This window comes from Bounagaea algeriensis (genome assembly GCF_054491375.1).
The window spans coordinates 4,248,812-4,268,456 of record NZ_CM137102.1; the positions used below are offsets into that span (position 1 = coordinate 4,248,812).

General features: G+C 69.4%; 20 protein-coding genes, 1 tRNA gene and 1 pseudogene. 9 read left to right on the plus strand and 13 right to left on the minus strand.

Translation table 11 applies throughout. The features are described from left to right. The first annotated feature begins 434 nt into the window (after positions 1-434). The 3 genes from ctaD to ACVGV2_RS19380 all read left to right on the plus strand — a co-directional run bounded on the left by ctaD (position 435) and on the right by ACVGV2_RS19380 (position 4,888). Entirely contained in the window at positions 435-2,138 is a 1,704-nt protein-coding gene (ctaD, locus tag ACVGV2_RS19370; protein WP_459166061.1) for an aa3-type cytochrome oxidase subunit I, read from the plus strand. A 492-nt stretch (positions 2,139-2,630) separates the two neighbouring features. After that, entirely contained in the window at positions 2,631-3,878 is a 1,248-nt protein-coding gene (locus ACVGV2_RS19375) for an MFS transporter (RefSeq protein WP_459163767.1), read from the plus strand. Between the two features lie 179 nt (positions 3,879-4,057). Beyond that, positions 4,058-4,888 carry an aldo/keto reductase gene (locus tag ACVGV2_RS19380; protein ID WP_459163768.1) on the plus strand — a complete coding sequence of 277 codons (831 nt, stop codon included), beginning with the start codon at positions 4,058-4,060 and terminating at the stop codon, positions 4,886-4,888. A gap of 135 nt (positions 4,889-5,023) precedes the next feature. Here the strand turns inward: ACVGV2_RS19380 and ACVGV2_RS19385 are convergent, their stop codons facing one another. Beyond that, positions 5,024-6,178, minus strand: a complete 1,155-nt coding sequence (locus ACVGV2_RS19385) for an FAD-dependent monooxygenase (protein ID WP_459163769.1) — start codon at positions 6,176-6,178, stop codon at positions 5,024-5,026. Positions 6,179-6,338: 160 nt separating this feature from the next. Here ACVGV2_RS19385 and ACVGV2_RS19390 point away from each other — a divergent pair, with 160 nt between their 5' ends. Next, on the plus strand, positions 6,339-7,460 hold the full coding sequence (locus ACVGV2_RS19390; RefSeq protein WP_459163770.1) for a 5-methyltetrahydropteroyltriglutamate--homocysteine S-methyltransferase: 1,122 nt from the start codon (positions 6,339-6,341) through the stop codon (positions 7,458-7,460). A 76-nt stretch (positions 7,461-7,536) separates the two neighbouring features. Here ACVGV2_RS19390 and ACVGV2_RS19395 read toward each other — a convergent pair whose 3' ends face one another. After that, positions 7,537-7,737 (minus strand): KOW motif-containing protein, encoded by a 201-nt coding sequence (locus ACVGV2_RS19395; protein ID WP_459163771.1) that lies wholly within the window; start codon positions 7,735-7,737, stop codon positions 7,537-7,539. A gap of 149 nt (positions 7,738-7,886) precedes the next feature. Here ACVGV2_RS19395 and ACVGV2_RS19400 point away from each other — a divergent pair, with 149 nt between their 5' ends. Next, positions 7,887-8,501: a YigZ family protein gene (locus ACVGV2_RS19400; protein WP_459163772.1), complete on the plus strand. Its 615-nt coding sequence runs from the start codon at positions 7,887-7,889 to the stop codon at positions 8,499-8,501. Between the two features lie 127 nt (positions 8,502-8,628). On the opposite strand, the gene ACVGV2_RS19405 is transcribed toward ACVGV2_RS19400, so the two are convergent. Then, positions 8,629-9,213 (minus strand): superoxide dismutase family protein, encoded by a 585-nt coding sequence (locus tag ACVGV2_RS19405; protein ID WP_459163773.1) that lies wholly within the window; start codon positions 9,211-9,213, stop codon positions 8,629-8,631. 160 nt (positions 9,214-9,373) lie between these two features. Between ACVGV2_RS19405 and ACVGV2_RS19410 the strand changes: the two genes are divergently transcribed. Continuing rightward, the gene (locus tag ACVGV2_RS19410; protein ID WP_459163774.1) at positions 9,374-10,309 is read left to right on the plus strand and encodes a DMT family transporter; all 936 of its coding nucleotides are present in this window, start codon (positions 9,374-9,376) and stop codon (positions 10,307-10,309) included. A 57-nt stretch (positions 10,310-10,366) separates the two neighbouring features. Next, positions 10,367-10,442 (plus strand) — tRNA-Lys (locus tag ACVGV2_RS19415). Positions 10,443-10,508: 66 nt separating this feature from the next. Here ACVGV2_RS19415 and ACVGV2_RS19420 read toward each other — a convergent pair. From ACVGV2_RS19420 to ACVGV2_RS19445, 6 genes and pseudogenes are all read right to left on the minus strand, one after another. After that, positions 10,509-10,694, minus strand: a pseudogene (locus ACVGV2_RS19420) (site-specific integrase); the annotation flags it as partial. A gap of 761 nt (positions 10,695-11,455) precedes the next feature. Further along, a complete protein-coding gene (locus tag ACVGV2_RS19425; protein ID WP_459163775.1) occupies positions 11,456-11,869 on the minus strand; it encodes a hypothetical protein in 414 nt (137 codons plus the stop codon). Positions 11,870-12,121: 252 nt separating this feature from the next. Beyond that, on the minus strand, positions 12,122-13,123 hold the full coding sequence (locus tag ACVGV2_RS19430; RefSeq protein ID WP_459163776.1) for a DUF3500 domain-containing protein: 1,002 nt from the start codon (positions 13,121-13,123) through the stop codon (positions 12,122-12,124). Positions 13,124-13,167: 44 nt separating this feature from the next. Further along, positions 13,168-14,070: a non-homologous end-joining DNA ligase gene (gene ligD / locus ACVGV2_RS19435; protein ID WP_459163777.1), complete on the minus strand. Its 903-nt coding sequence runs from the start codon at positions 14,068-14,070 to the stop codon at positions 13,168-13,170. A gap of 8 nt (positions 14,071-14,078) precedes the next feature. Further along, positions 14,079-15,074 carry a non-homologous end-joining DNA ligase gene (gene ligD / locus ACVGV2_RS19440; RefSeq protein WP_459163778.1) on the minus strand — a complete coding sequence of 332 codons (996 nt, stop codon included), beginning with the start codon at positions 15,072-15,074 and terminating at the stop codon, positions 14,079-14,081. Beyond that, positions 15,067-15,657 (minus strand): DNA polymerase ligase N-terminal domain-containing protein, encoded by a 591-nt coding sequence (locus ACVGV2_RS19445; protein ID WP_459163779.1) that lies wholly within the window; start codon positions 15,655-15,657, stop codon positions 15,067-15,069. Before ACVGV2_RS19445 ends, ligD (ACVGV2_RS19440) begins: the two co-directional genes overlap by 8 nt. A 397-nt stretch (positions 15,658-16,054) precedes the next feature. On the opposite strand from ACVGV2_RS19445, the gene ACVGV2_RS19450 reads away from it, so the two are divergent. Both ACVGV2_RS19450 and ACVGV2_RS19455 read left to right on the plus strand, forming a co-directional pair. Beyond that, positions 16,055-16,282, plus strand: coding sequence for a hypothetical protein (locus tag ACVGV2_RS19450; protein ID WP_459163780.1), 228 nt, complete (start codon positions 16,055-16,057; stop codon positions 16,280-16,282). Positions 16,283-16,351: 69 nt separating this feature from the next. Next, on the plus strand, positions 16,352-16,831 hold the full coding sequence (locus ACVGV2_RS19455; protein WP_459163781.1) for a hypothetical protein: 480 nt from the start codon (positions 16,352-16,354) through the stop codon (positions 16,829-16,831). A 120-nt stretch (positions 16,832-16,951) separates the two neighbouring features. Here ACVGV2_RS19455 and ACVGV2_RS19460 read toward each other — a convergent pair whose 3' ends face one another. The 4 genes from ACVGV2_RS19460 to ACVGV2_RS19475 form a co-directional block, all read right to left on the minus strand. Next, the gene (locus ACVGV2_RS19460) at positions 16,952-17,209 is read right to left on the minus strand and encodes a Txe/YoeB family addiction module toxin (protein ID WP_459163782.1); all 258 of its coding nucleotides are present in this window, start codon (positions 17,207-17,209) and stop codon (positions 16,952-16,954) included. Positions 17,210-17,310: 101 nt separating this feature from the next. Next, a complete protein-coding gene (locus ACVGV2_RS19465) occupies positions 17,311-18,174 on the minus strand; it encodes an SDR family oxidoreductase (protein WP_459163783.1) in 864 nt (287 codons plus the stop codon). Between the two features lie 170 nt (positions 18,175-18,344). Continuing rightward, positions 18,345-18,998: a hemerythrin domain-containing protein gene (locus ACVGV2_RS19470; RefSeq protein WP_459163784.1), complete on the minus strand. Its 654-nt coding sequence runs from the start codon at positions 18,996-18,998 to the stop codon at positions 18,345-18,347. 96 nt (positions 18,999-19,094) lie between these two features. Further along, positions 19,095-19,577, minus strand: a complete 483-nt coding sequence (locus ACVGV2_RS19475; protein ID WP_459163785.1) for a DUF4383 domain-containing protein — start codon at positions 19,575-19,577, stop codon at positions 19,095-19,097. Positions 19,578-19,645 lie beyond the last annotated feature (68 nt).

Sequence of the window (19,645 nt, forward strand, 5' to 3'; positions counted from 1 at the left end):
ACCGGAGCGCATCCTGCTGCGGCAGCCCCGACCTCCCCGCCGGCAACCCTTGCTTCACCCGCGACCACTCTTGCGTCTGCCATGCAGCCAGGATGAGCACCGCGAACTGGTGTTCGCCAGCGTTTCGACCGCGTTGCACACCATTGAGCGAACTGCAGTTCGATTCGAATCCGCTGGGCGTGCTCGGTTGCATGCGATCGATGTTCGAGGAGACTGGGTGGGCACCGATTGTTACCGGACGAGCGCGGGCGGTGTCGGAGCAGCACGGTTCCTGCTCCGCACGGCGCCGCCCTCCCGGTTCGTCCTGCCCAGTTCGGTGCTGCCCGGTTCGGTGCTACCGGCCCGGATCCGCCGTGTCGGTTCCGCATCCCAGGTCTCGGAGGTGCGTGTTGACCACGCCTACGACCACCCCGACCCCGACGCGAGCGCACGCGATGCCGCGCGGGTACAAGGGCGCGTTCCTGTCGTGGATCTACACGACGGACCCGAAGAGCATCGGAATGCTCTACCTCGCGACCTCGTTCGGCTTCTTCCTCATCGGCGGCTTCATGGCGCTGCTGATGCGCGGCGAACTGGCCACCCCGGGGATGCAGTTCCTGTCCCAGGAGCAGTACAACCAGCTGTTCACCATGCACGGCACGATCATGCTGCTGCTGTTCGCAACGCCCATCGTGTTCGGGTTCGCGAACGTGATCCTGCCGCTGCAGATCGGCGCACCGGACGTCGCGTTCCCGCGGTTGAACGCCTTCTCCTACTGGCTGTTCCTGCTGGGCGGTCTCATCGTGCTCTCCGGCATCGTCATGCCGGGGGGCGCCGCGGACTTCGGCTGGACCGCCTACACGCCGCTGTCCCGACCGGAGGCGAGTCCGGGCATGGGCGGCAACGTGTGGATCGCGGGACTGCTCGTGTCCGGTCTCGGCACCATCCTCGGCGCGGTCAACATGATCACCACGCTGGTGTGCCTGCGCGCACCGGGCATGACCATGTGGCGGTTGCCCATGTTCTGCTGGAACATCCTGGTGACGAGCTTCCTGATCCTGCTCGCCTTCCCCATCCTCACCGCGGCGCTGGTGGGGCTGCTCGCGGACCGGCACCTGGGCGCGCACGTGTTCGACCCGGCCAACGGCGGGGCCATCCTGTGGCAGCACCTGTTCTGGTTCTTCGGCCACCCCGAGGTCTACATCGTCGCGCTGCCGTTCTTCGGCATCGTCACCGAGATCCTGCCGGTGTTCAGCCGCAAGCCGCTGTTCGGCTACACCGGCCTGGTCTTCGCGACCCTGCTCATCGGTGTGCTCTCGGCCGTGGTCTGGGCGCACCACATGTTCGCCACCGGCGCGGTGCTGCTGCCGTTCTTCGCCTTCACCACGTTCCTCATCGCCGTGCCCACCGGCATCAAGTTCTTCAACTGGATCGGCACGATGTGGCGCGGCCAGCTCACCTTCGAATCGCCGATGCTGTTCTCCATCGGCTTCCTCGTCACGTTCCTGCTCGGTGGGCTCACGGGCATCCTGCTGGCCTCCCCGCCGCTGGACTTCCACGTCACGGACACGTACTTCGTCGTGGCGCACTTCCACTACGTGCTGTTCGGCACGATCGTGTTCGCCGTCTTCGCCGGGATGTACTTCTGGTTCCCCAAGATGACCGGGCGGATGATGGACGAGCGGCTGGCCAAGCTGCACTTCTGGCTGACGTTCATCGGCTTCCACGGCACGTTCCTGGTGCAGCACTGGCTGGGCAACGAGGGCATGCCGCGGCGCTACGCCGACTACCTGCCCACCGACGGGTTCACCACGCTGAACATCATCTCCACCATCGGCGCGTTCATCCTGGGCGCGTCGATGCTTCCGTTCCTGTACAACGTGTTCAAGAGCTACCGCTACGGCACCATCGCGAACGTGGACGACCCGTGGGGCCACGGCAACTCGCTGGAGTGGGCCACCTCCTGCCCGCCGCCGCGGCACAACTTCACCGAGCTGCCGCGCGTGCGCTCGATCCGGCCCGCGTTCGAACTGCACTACCCGCACATGGTCGAGCGCCTCGAGAGCGAGGCGCACGCCGGGTTCCGCGCGAACGCCGCGAAGCCGCAGGGCGAGACTCCGCAGGGCGAGGAGCCCGAACCCGGGCCCGACCGCGAGTAGCGGTGCGGTTGCCAGCACCGCAGCGCTGGCAGCCGCAGCACCGCGGCCATCAGAGCCGCAGCGGCGCACACGCCCATCCGACATTTCCGGCTACCGCGCAGCGCGCTCACCCGAAACGAGCGACGAGCGCAAAATTCCGGCCTTTTTTCCGAACACCGGCGGCGAAAGCGCACCCCTTTTGGCATTGCGCACAAGGCACTGCGAACGCGATTGTGCGCGGTGCCGCGCTCCTCCTCGTGCTCTCGTCCACAGTGCCCGCTGATCGGAGCACTGATCGCGCCGACCGCGGCTCTGCCGAAACTTCGCGCAGGTCACCGACGTGGCGCGGTTCATATTCACTGGGGGAACAGGGCCACGACGATCTATCGTTGAGATGACCCGGGAGCGCCATCGCCCGTCGCTTTCCCGATTCTTCATCGCCTCCGCCGCAGCGAGCACCGCACCGGGCGGAGCTGAACGCACCAGTACGGCACTCGTTCAGGGGAGACTTCTGTGCCTGTTGCACTGTTGGCACTGGCCATCGCCGCATTCGGAATCGGTACGACCGAGTTCGTGATGATGGGGCTGCTGCCGGAAGTGGCCACGGCCATGAACGTGTCCGAACCGGTCGCCGGCAGCTACATCTCGTTGTACGCGCTCGGCGTGGTGATCGGTGCGCCGCTGTTGACGATCGCCGGCATGCGCGCTCACCGCAAGACGGTGCTGCTGAACATGCTGGTTCTGTTCACGATCGGCAACCTCGGCTCGGCGTTCGCGGCCAACCACGGGATGCTGCTGGTCACCCGGTTCATCTCCGGGTTGCCGCACGGCACGTTCTTCGGCATCGGCGCGGTCGTCGCGGCCAGCCTGGTGGCGCACCACAAGCGCACGCAGGCGATCTCGATGATGTTCATCGGTCTGACCGTGGCCAACATCGTCGGCGTCCCGGTCGGCACGCTGCTCGGACAGCAGCTCGGCTGGCGCTGGACCTTCGGACTCGTCGCGGCCATCGGCCTGGTCGCACTGATCGCGGTCGCCGCCCTGGTGCCGCAGCAGTCCAAGCCGCAGAACGTCAGCGTCAGCGGGGAGCTGCGCACGTTCCTGCGCGGACGGATGTGGCTCGCGTTCGGCGTGGTCGTCTTCGGGTTCGCCGCCACGTTCTCCTTCTACAGCTACATCAAGCCGGTGCTCACCGACATCACCGGTTTCACGCCGATCGCCGTGACCGTGCTGCTGGCCGTGTTCGGCGTGGGCATGACCGTCGGCACCGCGCTCGGCGGCCGACTCGGCGACATCGCTCCGATGTGGACGCTGTGCGTGGGGCTGAGCGCACTGGCCGTGAGCCTGGCGCTGTTCACCGTCACCGCGCAGAACATGGTGCTGGCCACCATCAACGTGTTCCTCATCGGTGCCACCGCGTTCACCGCCATGCCGAGCATCCAGGGGCGCATCCTGGATCTCGCCAAGGACGCTCCGGCGCTGGGTTCGGCCAGCATCCAGTCCACCTTCAACATCGCCAACTCGCTGGGCGCTTCCGCCGGCGGTGCCGTGCTCGGCGCAGGGTTCGGCCTGCTGTCGCCGAGCTGGATCGGCGCGGTGCTCGCGCTGGCCGGGCTCGGGTTCGCCGTCGCCTCGGCCTGGTCGGACCGCCGTTCGCAGCCCACCCCGGAAGTCGTGGCCTCGCACCGCACCGACGGTGAACCGGCCACCGCCGGGGGTTCCGCGCAACTCGCCGACACCCGCGGCGGGACGCACAACTGAGCACCGACGTTCGGGTGCCGCGCCCGGCGCGCGGCACCCGGCCGACTTCGCTGCCCGAACAGCGGAGCCGGTCGACGACGAAGTACGCACCCACCGCCCACCGGTACGGTGAGCCGTGCAGACCGCATCGCGACCGTTCCAGGCCGCACGGGACAACTTTGGCTGAGGAGAAACAACACATGGCTCAGGTTCCGAACGTCACGCTGAACACCGGCGCGTCCATGCCGCAGCTGGGGTACGGCGTGTTCCAGGTTCCGGACAACGAGGTCGTCGAGCCGATCCTGACCGCGCTGCGCGCGGGGTACCGCAAGATCGACACCGCAGCCGTGTACGGCAACGAGGAAGGTGTCGGCAAGGCGATCGCCGAATCGGGCCTGTCGCGGGACGAGCTGTTCATCACCACCAAGCTGTGGAACGACCGGCAGGGCTACGACAGCACGCTGCAGGCGTTCGACGAGAGCCTCGACCGGCTCGGGCTCGACCACGTCGACCTGTACCTGATCCACTGGCCGCTGCCCGCCAAGGACCAGTTCGTCGACACGTGGAAGGCGTTCGAACGGCTGCACAACGAGGGCCGCGCGAAGGCCATCGGCGTGTCCAACTTCCACGTGCCGCACCTGCGCCGGCTCTTCGAGGAAACCGACGTCGTGCCGGCGTTGAACCAGGTCGAACTGCACCCGAACCTGCCGCAGACGGATCTGCGCGCGTTCCACGCCGAGCACGGCATCGCCACCGAGGCGTGGAGCCCGCTCGGCCGGAACAACGGCCTGCTGGACAGCTCGACGGTCACCTCGCTGGCCGAGAAGTACGGCAAGACCCCGGGGCAGATCGTCCTGCGGTGGCACATCCAGCTGGGCAACGTCACCATTCCGAAGTCGGTGACGCCCGAGCGCATCGAGGCCAACATCGACGTGTTCGACTTCGAGCTGGCCGAGGACGACATGCAGTCCATCACCGGTTTGGAGACCGGTGAGCGCGTCGGCCCGAACCCGGAGGAGCTCAACGGCTGATCGGCGCACCGGTGATCCGAAGAGCGGGGGACGCGCGAGTCCCCCGCTCTTTTCGCGTTGCGCTGTATCTGCGGGCGGGGTTTGCCAGGCGGGGATTTCAGGCGGGGTGTTCCGGCGGAGTGCTCGGGCGGGGCTTCAGGCCGGATGCAGCCGGGGGCGCGGCGGTGTGAGACCGCGCAGCACGCTGCTGCCGGCGCGCAGCGAGACGACCTGGCTGCGGGTGGCGATCCACCGGGGAAACTTGCCGAGGCGCTGCAGCGGCGTGTTGCGCTGCGCCGCGGTGAGCGCCGCCGTGCGGGAGACCTTGCGCACCCGCGGCAGCCGCTCCTGCTCGTAGGTGCGCAGCAGCGGTGCCGGCTCGCTCCCACCCCGGTCGAGGCATTCGGTGAGCACCCAGGCGTCCTCGATGGTCTGGTTGGCGGCCTGCGCCACGGCCGGTGGCATGGCGTGCACGGCATCGCCGAGCAGCGTGGTGCGCTCACCGCCCCACACGCGGGGCACGTCGTGGCGGATGTGCGGGAAGAAGCTCAGGTCGTCGTCGGTGATGGCGGCGAGCAGCTCTTCGACGGGTTCGGGCCAGCCGCGGAACACGCGCCGCAGGTCGGCGACCGAGGCCACCGGCTCGCCGTCCTTCCACGGCATGTCGAACCACCAGTGCAACAGGCCCGATCCGCTGGGGATGAGCCCGGCGTGCGCCGCGCGTCCCGCGATGTTCAGGGTGCGGTGCCCGCGGGTGACCGGCAGGTCGGTGGCGGTGAGGCCCTGCCAACTGGCCCAGCCGCTGGGGCGGGCGAGGCGACCGCCGACGATCGACCGGCGCACCGCGGAGCGCTGGCCGTCCGCGCCGATGAGCACGTCACCGGTGGCCTGGCTGCCGTTGGCGAACGTCGCGACCACCCGGTCGGGGTGTTCGGCGATGCCCACGCAGCGGCGGCCGAAGTGCACCACGCCCTCGGGTAACTGCTCGCCGAGCTTGTCCATCAGCACCCGGCGCGGGATCTGCACGGTGGGCGCGCCGAGCTGCTCGGTGACGGCGTCGAGGTCGGCCTCCCACAGCAGGCGGCCGGAGTCGGTGAGCGAGCGGAGGCTGTGCAGGCGCCGGCCGGACTCCTCGATGTCGACGCCCAGTTCGCGCAGCGCAGCGGTGCCGTTGCTCCACATCGTGATGCCGGCCCCACCGGTGCGGTGGCTCTCGGCGTGTTCGAAGACCTCGACCTCGTGGCCGCGGGCGAGCAGCCCGTTCGCGATGGCGAGTCCTCCGATTCCGCCCCCGATTACGAGAACACGCATCGTCTCCATCCGTGGTTCAGTAGCACGTCGTTGCTGTCATGTTATCGGCCTTTCGAGGCGCTGCTCCGACTGCTCCATCACGAATCGTGCCGAAACTCACGTTTCTGCTCGATTGATCGCGCTCTGGTCAGGTGTGCACGCGGCCATTAGGTTGCCGGACATGAGCCCACGCACCACACCCCCGTTCCGGGCCGATCACGTCGGCAGCCTGCTCCGGCCGCAGCGCCTGCTCGACGCGCGCTCCGAACACGCGGCGGGCCGGCTGTCCGACGCGCGGCTGGTCGAGATCGAGGACGAGGCGATCGCCGAAGTCGTCGCCATGCAGCAGAACGCGGGGCTGCCCAGCGCCACCGACGGCGAATTCCGCCGCACCTCGTGGCACATGGACTTCCTCTACCAGCTCTCCGGGGTGTCGAAGGTGGAGGATTCGGAGTTGCAGGTCCGCTTCCACAACGCCCGGGGCGACATCGAGTTCACCACGCCGGACATGCGGGTGGACGGCGAGGTCGGGCTCGAGCACACGATCTTCGCCACGGCCTTCACCTACCTGTGCGAGCAGGTGACGACGGCGACGCCGAAACTGACGATCCCCTCGCCCGGAATGCTCACCTTCCGCAGCGGCAAGACCGCCCTCGACGAGGAGGTCTACCCCGACCCCGCCCGGTTCCGCGCGGACCTGGCCGCGGCGTACCGCCGGGAAGTACGCGCCCTGGCGGATCTGGGCTGCCACTACCTCCAGCTCGACGACACGAGCCTGGCCTACCTCAACGACCCGCGGCAGCGCGAGCAGTTCGCCGCCCGCGGCGGCGATGCCGAGCACGAGCACGAGCGCACGATCGGACTGATCAACGAAGCGCTGCGCGACCGGCCGGCGACGATGGCGGTGACCACCCACATGTGCCGCGGCAACTACCGCTCCTCGTGGGCCGCCGAAGGTGGCTACGACTTCGTCGCCGAGCAGCTGTTCAACGAGCTGGACGTCGACGGTTTCTTCCTCGAATTCGACGACGAGCGCTCCGGCGGGTTCGCACCGCTGCGCTTCGTGCCGCGGGACAAGGCGGTCGTGCTCGGTCTCGTCACCACCAAGACCGGCGAGCTCGAGTCGAAGGACCAGCTCAAACGCCGGATCGAGCAGGCCACCCGCTACATCGACCTGGATCAGCTGTGCCTGTCCCCGCAGTGCGGCTTTTCCTCCACTTCCGAGGGCAACGAGCTGACCCACGACCAGCAGGTCGCCAAGCTGGAACTCATCGCCGAAACGGCCGGCGAGGTCTGGGGCTGACCGCGGCGCCGCGAACCGGACGGGCGGTCATCGCTGGCGGGGATCGGCGCGCGCCGGCGAGCACGACCGCCGGCGTTCAGGCCGTCGTTTCCAGGAACTGGCTGGCCACCAGGCCGGGCTCGGAATCCCCGTCGAACCGCACCCACATCACGGGGCTGTCGAAGACCTCCGGAAGCCCCGTGGCCGCTTCCGTCACCGTGCCCAACTGGTCCCGAAAGCGACCGAACGTGGCACGTACCCGCGCGCCGGGCTCGAACGGACTCGCTGCCTGCTCCATGGGAATCGACCGTACGTGCCGCTGCGGGGCGGGTGTTAGCGGCGTCCACGAGATGTTGGTTGCACCACGGTGCCCTGCGAGTGCACCGCCCGGCCGCGGAGCCGCAGGTGAGAGGATCGCACTCGACGTCGCCACCCGCAGGGAGCCGCATGCGCACGCTCAGGCAGGCCGGAGAGCACGAACGCGAGATCAAGAAGTCCCGGTTTGTCTGCTCGCTCACCCCGGTCACCAGCGAGCAGCAGGCCCGCGAGGTGATCGCGCAGCGCAAGCGCCTGCACCACGACGCCCGGCACAACTGCTCGGCGTTCGTGCTGGGCGATCGCGGCGAGGTCCAGAAGTCCAGCGAAGACGGGGAACCGGCGGGCACGGCCGGCGTGCCGATGCTGGAAGTGCTGCGGCACAACGAGATCACCAACGCTGTCGCCGTGGTCACCCGGTACTTCGGCGGCGTCCTGCTCGGCGCCGGCGGCCTCATCCGCGCCTACGGCGGCGCCGTTGCGGACGCGTTGGAAGTCGTGGGCACGCTCGAACGCCGCCCGGTTCGGGTGCTGTTCGTCACCGCCGACCACGCCACCGCGGGCAAGCTGGACAACGAGCTGCACTCGGCGGGTCACCACGTCGCCGAGGTCGAGTACGGCGACCGGGCGCGGTTCCACGTGCTCGTTCCGGAGGAATCGGTGGACGAGTTGCGCTCGTGGCTCGGCGAAGTGACGGCGGGCGCGGCCGAGGTCGAACTCGGCGAGGTGCGGTTCTCGGAAGTTTGAGCACGTGGCCGCGACGGCCTGGCCGCGGCCACGTGCGGGGTGCGTGCGCCGGAACTCTCCCGTCCCGGCTCGCTCCGGCGCAGCGCTCTGAGCCTGCTCGATCGCCCCGGGCAGGCTCGCCACCGGCTCAGAAGTCGACGTTCATGCAGGCCAGCCGGTCACCGGCCTCGCCGGCTTCGCCGGCTTCGCCGGGGGCGGTGAGCGTGTGGTGCTCGTGGATCACGAACGACTCGGCCATCCGGCCCTGCAGCTGCCAGTCACCGTGTTCCGCGACCGTCGCGTTGCCCGCGGCGTCCGTGGTGAAGTCGAGCCACACCTCGTTCTCCGGGTTGGCGTACTCGGGGTTGGTGGAGGGCTGCTCCGGATCGGGGACGTCCTGGAAGTGGGGCCCGGCGTCCGAGCCGGCCGGGCCGCAGGGGTTCGTGTGCACGTGCGCGCCGTATTCGCGGTTGGGTTCGAGCCCGGTGAGCGTCACGACGATCTTGGTGGAACCGTCGGGCAGGGGCAGCGAGCTGAAGTGGCTCGTAGCTCCCTGCGGCACGCGCTCGTCGTAGGTGATGGCGTTCGCGTCCTCCGAGTACGACTGGTACTTGCCGTAGGAGAACCGGGGCTGCAGATCACCGGCCTGCGCGGAGGCGGCGGCAGCGGGGGCCGCCACGCCCAACATGCACAGGGCGGAGGTAGCCGCGATCGTCGTGGTTGTGCGTGTCATGCCCGCAGGCTCCCGCGCGAAGATCGAACCGTCCAAGGACTCACGCCAACGGAGTACCTCGGCGCGTCGTGCCGGCCTCGACCGCCCAACATCGACCGCCCGGCCTCGACCGCTACGTCCCACGTGAATGCGCCGGCGAACCTCGTCCTAGAGTGCCCGAATGACCTCCGAACGGGTGAGTTCAGGGCCGGATCGCACGTGGGTGGTCGCCCTGGCCACGGCGATGTGGGGCACCGACGCGCTCTGGCGGATGCCGCTGGCCACGAGCCTGCCGTCGGCTTCGGTCGTGCTGGCCGAGCACGTCATCATCGTCGCCCTGCTTTCCCCGTTCCTCCCGCGGGCGTGGCGCGCCTGGGCCGCGTGCGCGTGGCGCGACCGCATCGCCGTGCTCGCACTCGGCATCGGCGCGTCGGCCCTGGCCACGTCGCTGTTCACGATGGCCTTCCAAGCGGGTGACCCGGTGACCCCGCTGGTCCTGCAGAAGATGCAGCCCATCTTCGCCGCGCTCGCGGCGTTCCTCGTGCTGCGCGAACGACCGCAGCCGCGGTACTTCCTCTTCGCCGCGCCCGCGCTGTTCGGCGCGTGGCTGCTGGCCTTCCCCGACCCGTGGCACGTGCGCGTGGAGCAGCTGCTGCCCGCGCTGCTGGCCCTGGGCGCCGCGGCGCTGTGGGCCTCGGGAACGGTGCTGGGGCGCGTCGTGTCGGCGAAGCTGTCCTACCGCGACGTGACTGCGCTGCGCTTCTCCACCGGGCTGCCCGCGGCGGCGGTCATCGTGCTCGCCACCGGTTCCCCGGTGGCCGTGGGGTGGGGCAACATCTGGGGGCTGCTGCTGCTCGCGCTCATCCCCGGTCTGATCGCGCTGCTGCTGTACTACTTCGGCATGAGCACGACGCCGGCGGCGCGGGCCACCCTGGCCGAGCTCGCGTTCCCCGCCACGGCAGCGCTCATCGGCGTCGTCCTGCTCGGGGAACCGATGACGGCCAGCCAGTGGATCGGGTTCGCGCTCGTCGTCACCATGGTCACCGGGCTCGGCTGGCACGAGCGGGTCAGCGAGCGCACGAGCGTCCAGACCGAACCAGCGGTGCAGCCGCGCTGACCCGGGGCCCTGTGTGGATTGTCTGGGTGAGCGGTTAAAGTTGTGCCTTGCCGATGCGGGCCGTTAGCTCAACTGGCAGAGCAGCGGACTTTTAATCCGCGGGTTCGGGGTTCGATCCCCCGGCGGCCCACCAAACCCCAGGTCAACGACCTGGGGTTTCGCGCGGGCAAGATCGCGCCCCCACTTTACCCCCACAAAACTACTTCGGGGTTTCCTCGAAGACGTCTTCCAGCGCCTCCGCCGTCTCCCGCGCGACCGCTCGCCTACCCAAGTACACGTCCTGCGTCATCGACGGCCGCGAGTGCCCCGGCTGATCCGCGATCTTCCTCGGAGTCAGCCCCGCCTCATCCAGGATCGTCGCCGTGGTCTTGCGGAACACGTGCGACGTGAACCGGGAAAAGTCCGGGTCAACACGTCAATGCCCGGGCGGGCGCACCGGGCGCGCGTGTGACCGAATCGCCGCGTTAAGCGGTCTCGCACGGCGGCAAGTACCACGTGGACAGACCAGCAGCCAGTCGGCATCATCGCAGGCCAGCGCGGCACGCGTGCTGTCACGTCTGTGGCGCGCACCATTCGTGCCGACGGGCAAGTGCCCCGCCGCGAACGCCGCCAGCGCCGAAGCTTCGGCGACAGGGGCCGTCAACAGGGGCCGTCAAGAGGAGCACCCGACGGCCGAGGACTTCTACAACGTGGAGACGCTGCCACCCCGGCCCGAGCCGGACAGCGGTGAACCGCGCCCGCCGCGAGCTCGGCGGCTCACGACGCAGGCCACGCGCCGGAGCGGACCGCTCGAAGAACTTCCCGCCCGGCTGCAATCCCCTCCGGAGGGAGAAGGTGCTGTCCTGGAGTGGCATCAGCATGACTACCGGCGTGATCTCGCACTTGCCGCGGTGCTCGTTCCGCTCTACGCGGTCGTGCTCGGGAGCTTGATCGCGGTCGATCCGGGCTGGCCGTGGTGGTTGATGCTCGTCCTCGGAGGAGCCGCTACCAACGCGATGTCGCGCAAAGCTCTGGATATCCCAACGCGCGCTCACGGGAACGAGCGGCGGATGACTGCGATCGGGTTCGGTTGTTCGCCGACGATGCGCAGCGTGTCGCGCGCCCGCACTCGTGTCCGCGAGGCGGGTCGTCGGATGCGTCGTCCCGCTACTTCCCCGGCTCTCCGCGCGGTTCGTCGCGGACGTTCTCGTGAACGTGCTCGCTGCGTTCCCGGTAGCCCTCCGCGGTGTCGATGGCCGTTGCCAGGGAGCGGCGCAGGTACCCCAGGTATTCGACGGCGCTGTCGATCACCTCGTAGGGGTGGTCCTGCAGCGCCCGCCGGTAGAGGCGCTCCCTGTCGATCTCCTGCACCTGGCTGGCCAGCGTCGCCGTGAGCTCGCCCAGGGAACTGATGATCGCTTGCAGGATCCGGCCGTACGACGGCAGGTCCTGCTTCGTCAGGTCGGCCTGCGGTTGGGAGGCAGCTGCTCTGTCCAACTCGTCCCGAACCTGGTAGAGCATTTCGAGCGGGTGCTGCTGGCGGCTCGCCAGGGGGTGCTGTCGCTCGCCTGGGCTCTCCATGGCCCCTCCCGATCACCTGTGCCAGAGCTGCACTGCTGGCCAGTTTTGCAACGAGCTGGTCGGTCCGCACGGCATCGGCGCTCGCCGGAACTCGAAGATCGATCCTACCGAGGGAGCGGACGAGCGCCCGCGGCACGGACCACCGCGAGTTCCCTCGCCGCGAGGTGGGACTGCGCAGGTGCAGGAAGTTGAGCACCGGCGATCGAAGAAGCATCGCACGCTGCGGCGCTCTTGCGCACGGTCCGTGCTTGCTCACGGGCCGTGCTGACCGCTGGCTCCCTCCGAGGCCACCGAGGAGACGAAGCCGTGGTCGGCGGTGTAGTGCGCCGCGAGGAGCTGCGCGCCGAAGTCGTCGCCGGGGCGGCGCACGACCGAGTGCGCGTGGTTCGCACCGTTCTGCGTGTTGTCGTACTCGACGAGCAGCTTGGGCGCCTGTATGCGGTAGTAGTGCCCGCTACCGGGCTGCACGGCCCCCTCCCAGGCGAAGTGCACCTGGTCCGCGGCCCGCTCGAGCGCCGCCGCTTCCTCGTTGACCAGGTCCTCGTTGAAGCGCTGCAGGTACAGCGACACGAGGCGGTCGAGGCAGCGCGCTGCGCTCGGGTCGAGGTCGCGACGCGGAACACCGGTGGGCTCGACGTGGTCCGGCTGCGCTGCGGTCGTCGTGTGGATGTCGCTCGGCGGGCGGTCGTCGACGATGGCCGTGCGCCGTTGTCGCGGGGACATCTCCTCGAGCACGGCTCGGGCGAGGTCCTCCTCCCAGCAGAGCGGTCGAACGCCCGCCCGGCCGGCATAACTGATCGCGGCCGGGTGGGCGCCGAGGAACAGCGGCGTGGGGCTCACCTCGGCGCCGGTGATGGTCGCCGTCACCGACACGTGGTGCCCCTCGAACCGCCACGACCACGCGTCGTCGTCCGGCGAGCCGAACACCGCGGTCCAGTAGTGGCCGTGGTGCCGCTGGTTCTCCCCGTGCTCGGCCCGGTCGAGCACTTCTTCCAGGCCCATGATGCTGGTGGCCTGCGCGAACGCGTGCGGGCTCAGCGCGGTGGCGAGGAGCTGGTGCGCGGCCTTGGCCGCGTCGTGGCCGAGGTCGGCCAGACGCACGCCGGGACGGGACGTGGGCACGTAGGTCCACTGCAACCGCCTGTCGTCGGCGAAGGAGTAGTGAGCTCGGGCGCGCTGCGCGTCCTGCAGGGCCTCGAGGAACCGCCGCGCCGCGGCGCGCATGTTCTCAGCCGGTGGGAGTTCGCTCGTCATAGCACAACCTCGGTAGTTGCACGGCGCGGTCGCACGGCAACGACCTACCGGCCGGAGGCGTGCAGCGTCGTGGCGTTCTCGGACAGCTCCGCCCACGGGTCGCGCTTCTGCGCGAGCCGCTGGTGCATGTTGCTCAGCCCGTGCCCGTTCGGCGTGGCTTTGGAGACCTCCGACAGGTCCAGCGGAGTCGCCGCGGGCGCGCCCGGCCGGGCGCGCAGCGAGTACGGCGCGATCATGGTCTGTCCGTAGGCGTTGCGGTTGGTGTCCAGGAACACCCGGTCGCCGCGCTTGTCCTTGCGGTGTTGGGTGGTCAGCCGGTCCGGGTCCTCGCGCGCCGCCGCGTCCGCCAGCTCCCGGACGGCCTCGCGGACCTCGTCGAACGAGGTCCTGCCGCTCAGCGGGGCAACGACGTGGAACCCCTTCCCGCCGGTGGCCTGCACGTGCGGGGCGAGTCCCGCGTCGCGGAACCGGTCGCACATCCCCTGCGTGACCGACCGCAGCTCCGGCAGGCTCATGTCCGCCGGAGGATCGAGGTCCACCACGGCCACCACCGGTGCATCCAGGTCATCCGCAGTGGACAGTGCAACGTGGAACTCCAGGGATGCCTGCGCCGCCAGGTACGCGAGCGTCGCGGCGTCATCGCAGACCACGTGGTGCACCGGGTTGCCACCGCTGACTTGCGGCACGGTTTCCACGCGCATCCAGTCCGGGAAGTACTCGGCGGCCTCCTTCTGGAAGAATCCCTCCGCGCTGATCCCGTCCGGAAACCGCCGCAGTGACAGGGGTTTGCCGCGCAAGTGCGGCACCATCGTCGGCGCGACCCGGCGGAAGTACTCGACGACGTCGTGCTTGCTGTAGCCCTCGTCGGGATACAGCAGCTTGTCGCTCTTGGAGAGTTCGAACCGCCTTCCCTCGATCTCCAACGTCTCGGTCTTCGTGGATGCCACGGTTGTCCCTACCCTTCGCGGACGACGTCTCGCGCCTGCTTGTCGGTGCGCAGGCCGTTGTAGCGGGGGTGGCGCAGCTTGCCGTCGGTGGTCCACTCCGTGAAGCCGATCTGCGCGACCAGTTCCGGTGCGACCCAGTGCGCACCGCGCTCGCGCACGTCGTCGGTGAACGGTGACGAGTCGCGCGCCATGCGGTCGAGCCGCGCGCGCAGCTCGTGCAGCGTCCGCTCGTCGTAACCCGTGCCGACCTTGCCCGCGTAGCGCAACCGCTGCTGGTCGAAGTAGCCCACCAGCAGCGCCCCGAAACCGGAACGCTGGCCCCGCGGGTCGGTGAACCCGCCGATCACGAACTCCTGGTCGGCGACGCACTTGAACTTCAGCCAGTCCCGCGTGCGGCCGTGCCGGTACGGCGCGTCGCCGCGCTTGGCGATCACTCCTTCCCAACCCCGCTTGCAGGCTTGCCGGTGGAACTCCTCGCCCTTCTCCTCCCGCTGGGAGCTGAACCGGAGCGGATCCGCGAACGAGAAGCACTCCCGCAGCAGGCGCTTGCGGGTCCGCAACGGCAAGCGGGTGAGGTCGGTCCCCTCGTAGGCGAGCAGGTCGAACAGGTAGTAGTAGACCGCAACGCCGGTGGCGCGGGCCTCGTCCGGATCGGTCAGGTGCACGCGGTGCTGCAGCCGCGCGAAGCTGGTCTGGTTGCCCTCGAACGCGACGACTTCCCCGTCGGCGAGGAAGCGGCCGGCCTGCTGCGCTGCCAGCGCCTCGGCGATTTCGGGGTACGCAGTGTTGACCCGTTTGCGGTTGCGGGACCAGAGGGCGGGTTCGTCGTCGTCACGTCCGGCCAGCACCCGCGCCCCGTCGAGCTTGCGTTCGAACACCCACTCGGGGTCGGAGAACGTCTCGCGGGTCAACGTGGCCAGCGTGGGTTCGGCCCAGTCCCCGGCGTTCCAGGTGCGCAGGAGCGACTCTTCCCGCTCGTTGAGCGACCGCAGCGGATCACGCATGGTCGTCCTCGCTGACATCGGCGTTGCGGCGCCCGGTCAACACCGATTTCGGCTGCGTGCGCACCGGGTTGCGGCGCCGGTCGGCGTGCTCGTCGTCCGTCTTCACCAGCAGCCACGACTCGCGCCCCCGCATGCGCGTGCGCGTCAACGCGTAGCCGCCGCGCAGCTTCTCCCCGTCCAACCACACCTTCACGTGGCCGTTGTCCAAGGCCTCGGCCACGTCCACCGTGCTGCCGCGGTGCGAGCTCAGGTTGCGGTAGGTGCCCGTGTCCCAGACGATCACCGTGCCCGCGCCGTAGGAACCCTCGGGAATGCTGCCCTCGAACTCGGCGTAGTCCAGCGGGTGGTCCTCGGTCGGGCTCGCCAGCCGTTTCTGCTGCGGGTCCAACGACGGCCCCTTCGGGATCGCCCACGACTTGAGCACCCCCTCGGCCTCCAGCCGGAAGTCGAAGTGCACGCTCGAGGCCTCGTGGCGCTGCACCACGAACCTCGCTCCCTCCCCCGGCGCGCCACCCGACGGCTCACCGGAAGCGTTGAGATCACGCTTGGACCGGTACGTGCTCAGCTTGTCGTCCTTCGCCATGTTCCCGGGGTACCCGCACGTCCCGGATCCACAACGCCCGACGACCGCGGTGCGCCGGAGCGCCTCCGCCGGACGAGCTTCTGGAACGATCCACCGGCCGGAGAATTCCGCCCGCGGACCGCGGCTTCGCCCTTCGCGCAGCGCAGGCGCGTGCGGCCGGCGCACGGGGCCGGTCCCCTCCGGCGCACACCGGAGGCACCACCATCGTGGACGTTTGGGTGAACGCGCGTTGTGGACATCCTCGTCGCGGAGGAGATGCGCGGAGCTTGGCGTTGCCGGACGCGCTCGCCGCGAGCACGCCGAACCCGGGCTCGTCGCACACCTCGCGGAAAACGGCCCGATGATCCGTCCGATCAGGACGGATCGGTGGTCTTGCTGAGCCTGCGGGAGATCGACGATGACGAACATGCAGTCGCCGGCCAAGGACAAGAACTACAACCTGCTGACGGTGCTGCAGCTGTCGCTGCAGAACGTGTGGATGCTCGAGTCCTACATCGAGGACGCCCAGCGCGAGGGGGACACCGAGCTCGTCGAGTGGTTGAAGGCGGTGCAGGAGAACAACCGCAGGGCCGGCGAGCAGGGCAAGAGGATGCTGCACCAGCGGCTCGACCAGGAGAACGGCTGACGACCGGGCTCCTGCGCCGACCGGTCCCGCTTCGCACGAGCACTCGGAGTTCGGGAGGCAGCAGTGGGTATGACGCGCTCGGTGCTGCGCGGTGCCGCCGCCGGTGCGGCGGGGACCACCGCGCTGAACCTGGCGACGTACGCGGACATGGCGGTGCGCGGACGTCCCGCCAGCACGACGCCGGAGGAGACGGTGCGCCGCCTCGAGCGGTTCAGCGGGTGCTCGTTGGACCGGGCCGGCTCGGAAGTCGGCGGAAACAGGCGTTCCGGCCTCGGCGCGCTGCTCGGCATCGCTTCGGGAGTGGCGGCCGGCGGTCTGACCGGCCTGGTGCGGCACTGCTGCGGGACCGGGCCGGTCTCCACGGCCGTGGTCGCCGGTGTTGCCGCGAACGCGGGCACGGTCGTGCCCATGGCAGCGATGGGAGTGAGCGACCCGCGCGAGTGGTCGCTGGACTCGTGGGTCAGCGACCTGGTCCCGCACGCGGTCTACGCCTGCGCGACGGCCGCGGTGCTCGGCCAGTGGCAGCGCCGGTCGTGCCCGGCACGCTGAAGCAAGGTCGCCTCGCGGAACTTGTCATCCCCAGTTGTGCTCAGCCAATCCCGGCGAGGACCCGTTCGCGGATCGGCGGCCTTGACCGGCGAATTCGACTGACGACCTCGACCGGCGCGGTCACTTGTAGCGGTAGCGGGCTTGCAGGATCACGAGATCGTCGCCGTCGACGAAGCAGACGAGCCGGTGCTCCTCGCTGATGCGCCGAGACCAGCTCCCCGCGAAGGCGTGCCGCAGCGGTTCCGGCTTGCCGATGCCCTCGAACGGGTCGCGCAGGGCGTCGTCGATGAGGCGGTTGATGCGTTTCAGCGTCGCTCGGTCAGTCGCGCTCCAGTGCTTGTAGTCTTCCCCACCGTTCGGGGTGAAGACCAGCCTCATCGCGACAACGGGCGTTCTTCGCGCTGGCCGCTGTGCGCTTGGCTCAGACTTTCCAGTAGACGGCGCGCGTTCCGGCTGGCGGCATTCGGCCGTGCCGCCGCTCATCCCGGGTGGGTCTCACCGCCGACGGGCGCGAAGACCTCCCCGGTGTAGAAGCTGGAGAGCTGGTCCGAGGCGAAGAACACGTACGAGGGCGCGATCTCGTCCGGATGCGCCATGCGCCCCATGGGCGACTGCGTACCGAACCCCTCCACCTTCTCCTCCGGGAACGTGGACGGGATCAGCGGTGTCCACACGGGACCGGGTGCCACGCAGTTCACCCGAACACCGCTCTGCGCCAGCGACTGCGCCAACGACTTGGTGAACGTGTGGATCGCGGCCTTGCTCGCCGAGTAGTCCACCATGGACTTGTTCCCACGCAGTCCGTTCACCGAGCCCGTGTTGATGATCGAAGCCGGCGCGCGCAGGTGCGCCAGCGCGGCCCGGGTGATCCAGAAGGTGCCGTAGACGTTGATCTTGAACGTCCGGTCGAACGCCTCGGTGCTCACGTCTCGCAGACCGGTCGCGGTCGCCTGCGTCCCGGCGTGGTTGACCAGGACGTCCAGCCCGCCGAACTCGCCGCTGACCTGCTCGACAACCTGCTCGCAGAACTCCTCCGAGGCCAGGTCGCCGCGCAGCCGCAGGCACGTGCGGCCTTCCTGCTCGACGAGTCGGGCCGTGTGCTCGGCGTCGTCCTTCTCCGAGGTGCCGAAGTACACCACGGCGACGTCGGCGCCCTCCTTGGCGAAGGCGACCGCGACGGCACGGCCGATCCCCGAGTCGCCACCGGTGATCAGGGCGCGGTTGCCCGCCAACAGACCCCGACCCTCGTAGGAGCGCATCTCGTCCTGCGGGTTCGGCTCCATCTCGCCGGAGCTGCCCGGCGGGTGCTGTTGTTGCGCCGGGGGATAGCTCTGGTCAGGCATGCTGCTTCCTCCAACCGCGAACTCGGAAACGCCCGTCCGCGACTACCCGCAGCGGCGCGCCGACACACGTGCCACCACGCCGTCGGGCCACGCGTTTACCGACGGGGCTGATCGGAAAGCCGCCGGTGCGGAACCGGACGGCCCGAGGAAGGTTGACGAGGGCGCTCCCGTCACTCCGCACCGGAGGATCCCGAACGCCCGGCGAACCGGTCCCGGAGACGGTCCACCATCCCGATCGCGGGGTCGGACACGAGGTTCAGCGGGGAGCTGTCCGGCGCCGAGGGATGCGGGCGGGTGGGGGCCGAGCCCTCGGCGACCTCCACCTTCTTGCCGAGGTCCTGCAGCTCCTCGGAGGAGCACGCCTGCCGCAGGCGGGGCAGGAAGTTCGTTTCGTCCTCCTCGATGTGGTGCCGGATGTTGGCGGCCAGCTGGCGGGACAGCTCGTGGAACTGGGCGCCTTCCGGGTCCGTCCCGGCGAGGCGGTTCATCAGCTCCTCGTCCTCGGAGCGCGACTCGATCTTGCGGTCGGCGACCTCGTCCCCGTCCGGGAGCTTTTCCCGCGCGGCCGGGTACACGTACTGCTCCTCGGCGACCGAGTGCCGGACGATCTCGACGATCAGCTGCTCGACGAGGTGCCGCTGCTGCTCGGAGGAGTTGCTGCTCTCGAATTCCTGCAGCGTGCGCTCCACGTCGCGGTGGTCCGCGACGAGCACGGAGATGAGGTTCTCCTCCTCGGCCTGCCGCGCCGGAAGACCGTCCGGTGCAACGCCTTCCTGGACGTCCCGGGGATCCTGGGGTTCCCGGGACTGCTGGGGCTCCGTCATCGTTTCACTCCCATCGGCCACTCCGCCTGCCGCAAAAATCCAGTGGGTTCCGCTGCGGAAACCGCCCGCGGATCCGCTCGGTCAGAATCCGATCAACTACTCTTCCCGTTCGGCGCGGAGCTGGGCGTCCGGGTCGGGCCGGTTCGCGCGGACGGGGTGGGCGCGCCGGTACGGGTTGTCCGGCGGAAGACCGCCGGAGAAGCGCCCGTAAAGACCGAGGAACAGCAGCACGAGTCCGACCACGAGGCTGAACAGGCAGTTGGCGAGCGCGAATCCCAGAACGTTCCACTGGGTGTGCATGATCCCCAGGTGCGCGATGCCGGAGACCAGGAAGAGGACGCCGAAGACGCTGCTGCTGGTCGAGGCGACCGTTCCGCCCCACGCGGACGTGGTCACCAGGACGATCCCCGCGACGACGGAGATCGCGGACAGCGCCCCGTTCGTCGACAAACCCCAGAGGGGAGCGCTCTCGAAGGCCCACGGAGTTCCCCGGAACAGCCCCAGCACACCGAAGACGAGCAAACCAATCCCCAGGACTGCCGCCCCCAGTCGGTGCACCAAGTGGACGCGGTGGCTCACGGTGCCCTCCTCAATCGGTCGGCTGCTTCACCAGGCCCCGGACACAGCTGCTGACGGCAGCCGGTGGG

Coding starts and splice junctions, on each gene's coding strand:
- ACVGV2_RS19405 (WP_459163773.1), bottom strand. CDS start 9,213: ATGACACGCACAACCACGACGATCGCGGCTACCTCCGCCCTGTGCATG.
- ACVGV2_RS19380 (WP_459163768.1), top strand. CDS start 4,058: ATGGCTCAGGTTCCGAACGTCACGCTGAACACCGGCGCGTCCATGCCG.
- ACVGV2_RS19425 (WP_459163775.1), bottom strand. CDS start 11,869: ATGGAGAGCCCAGGCGAGCGACAGCACCCCCTGGCGAGCCGCCAGCAG.
- ACVGV2_RS19470 (WP_459163784.1), bottom strand. CDS start 18,998: ATGACGGAGCCCCAGCAGTCCCGGGAACCCCAGGATCCCCGGGACGTC.
- ACVGV2_RS19390 (WP_459163770.1), top strand. CDS start 6,339: ATGAGCCCACGCACCACACCCCCGTTCCGGGCCGATCACGTCGGCAGC.
- ACVGV2_RS19460 (WP_459163782.1), bottom strand. CDS start 17,209: ATGAGGCTGGTCTTCACCCCGAACGGTGGGGAAGACTACAAGCACTGG.
- ACVGV2_RS19385 (WP_459163769.1), bottom strand. CDS start 6,178: ATGCGTGTTCTCGTAATCGGGGGCGGAATCGGAGGACTCGCCATCGCG.
- ACVGV2_RS19450 (WP_459163780.1), top strand. CDS start 16,055: ATGACGAACATGCAGTCGCCGGCCAAGGACAAGAACTACAACCTGCTG.
- ctaD (WP_459166061.1), top strand. CDS start 435: ATGCCGCGCGGGTACAAGGGCGCGTTCCTGTCGTGGATCTACACGACG.
- ACVGV2_RS19465 (WP_459163783.1), bottom strand. CDS start 18,174: ATGCCTGACCAGAGCTATCCCCCGGCGCAACAACAGCACCCGCCGGGC.
- ligD (WP_459163778.1), bottom strand. CDS start 15,074: ATGCGTGATCCGCTGCGGTCGCTCAACGAGCGGGAAGAGTCGCTCCTG.
- ACVGV2_RS19400 (WP_459163772.1), top strand. CDS start 7,887: ATGCGCACGCTCAGGCAGGCCGGAGAGCACGAACGCGAGATCAAGAAG.
- ACVGV2_RS19445 (WP_459163779.1), bottom strand. CDS start 15,657: ATGGCGAAGGACGACAAGCTGAGCACGTACCGGTCCAAGCGTGATCTC.
- ACVGV2_RS19430 (WP_459163776.1), bottom strand. CDS start 13,123: ATGACGAGCGAACTCCCACCGGCTGAGAACATGCGCGCCGCGGCGCGG.
- ACVGV2_RS19410 (WP_459163774.1), top strand. CDS start 9,374: ATGACCTCCGAACGGGTGAGTTCAGGGCCGGATCGCACGTGGGTGGTC.
- ACVGV2_RS19455 (WP_459163781.1), top strand. CDS start 16,352: ATGACGCGCTCGGTGCTGCGCGGTGCCGCCGCCGGTGCGGCGGGGACC.
- ACVGV2_RS19395 (WP_459163771.1), bottom strand. CDS start 7,737: ATGGAGCAGGCAGCGAGTCCGTTCGAGCCCGGCGCGCGGGTACGTGCC.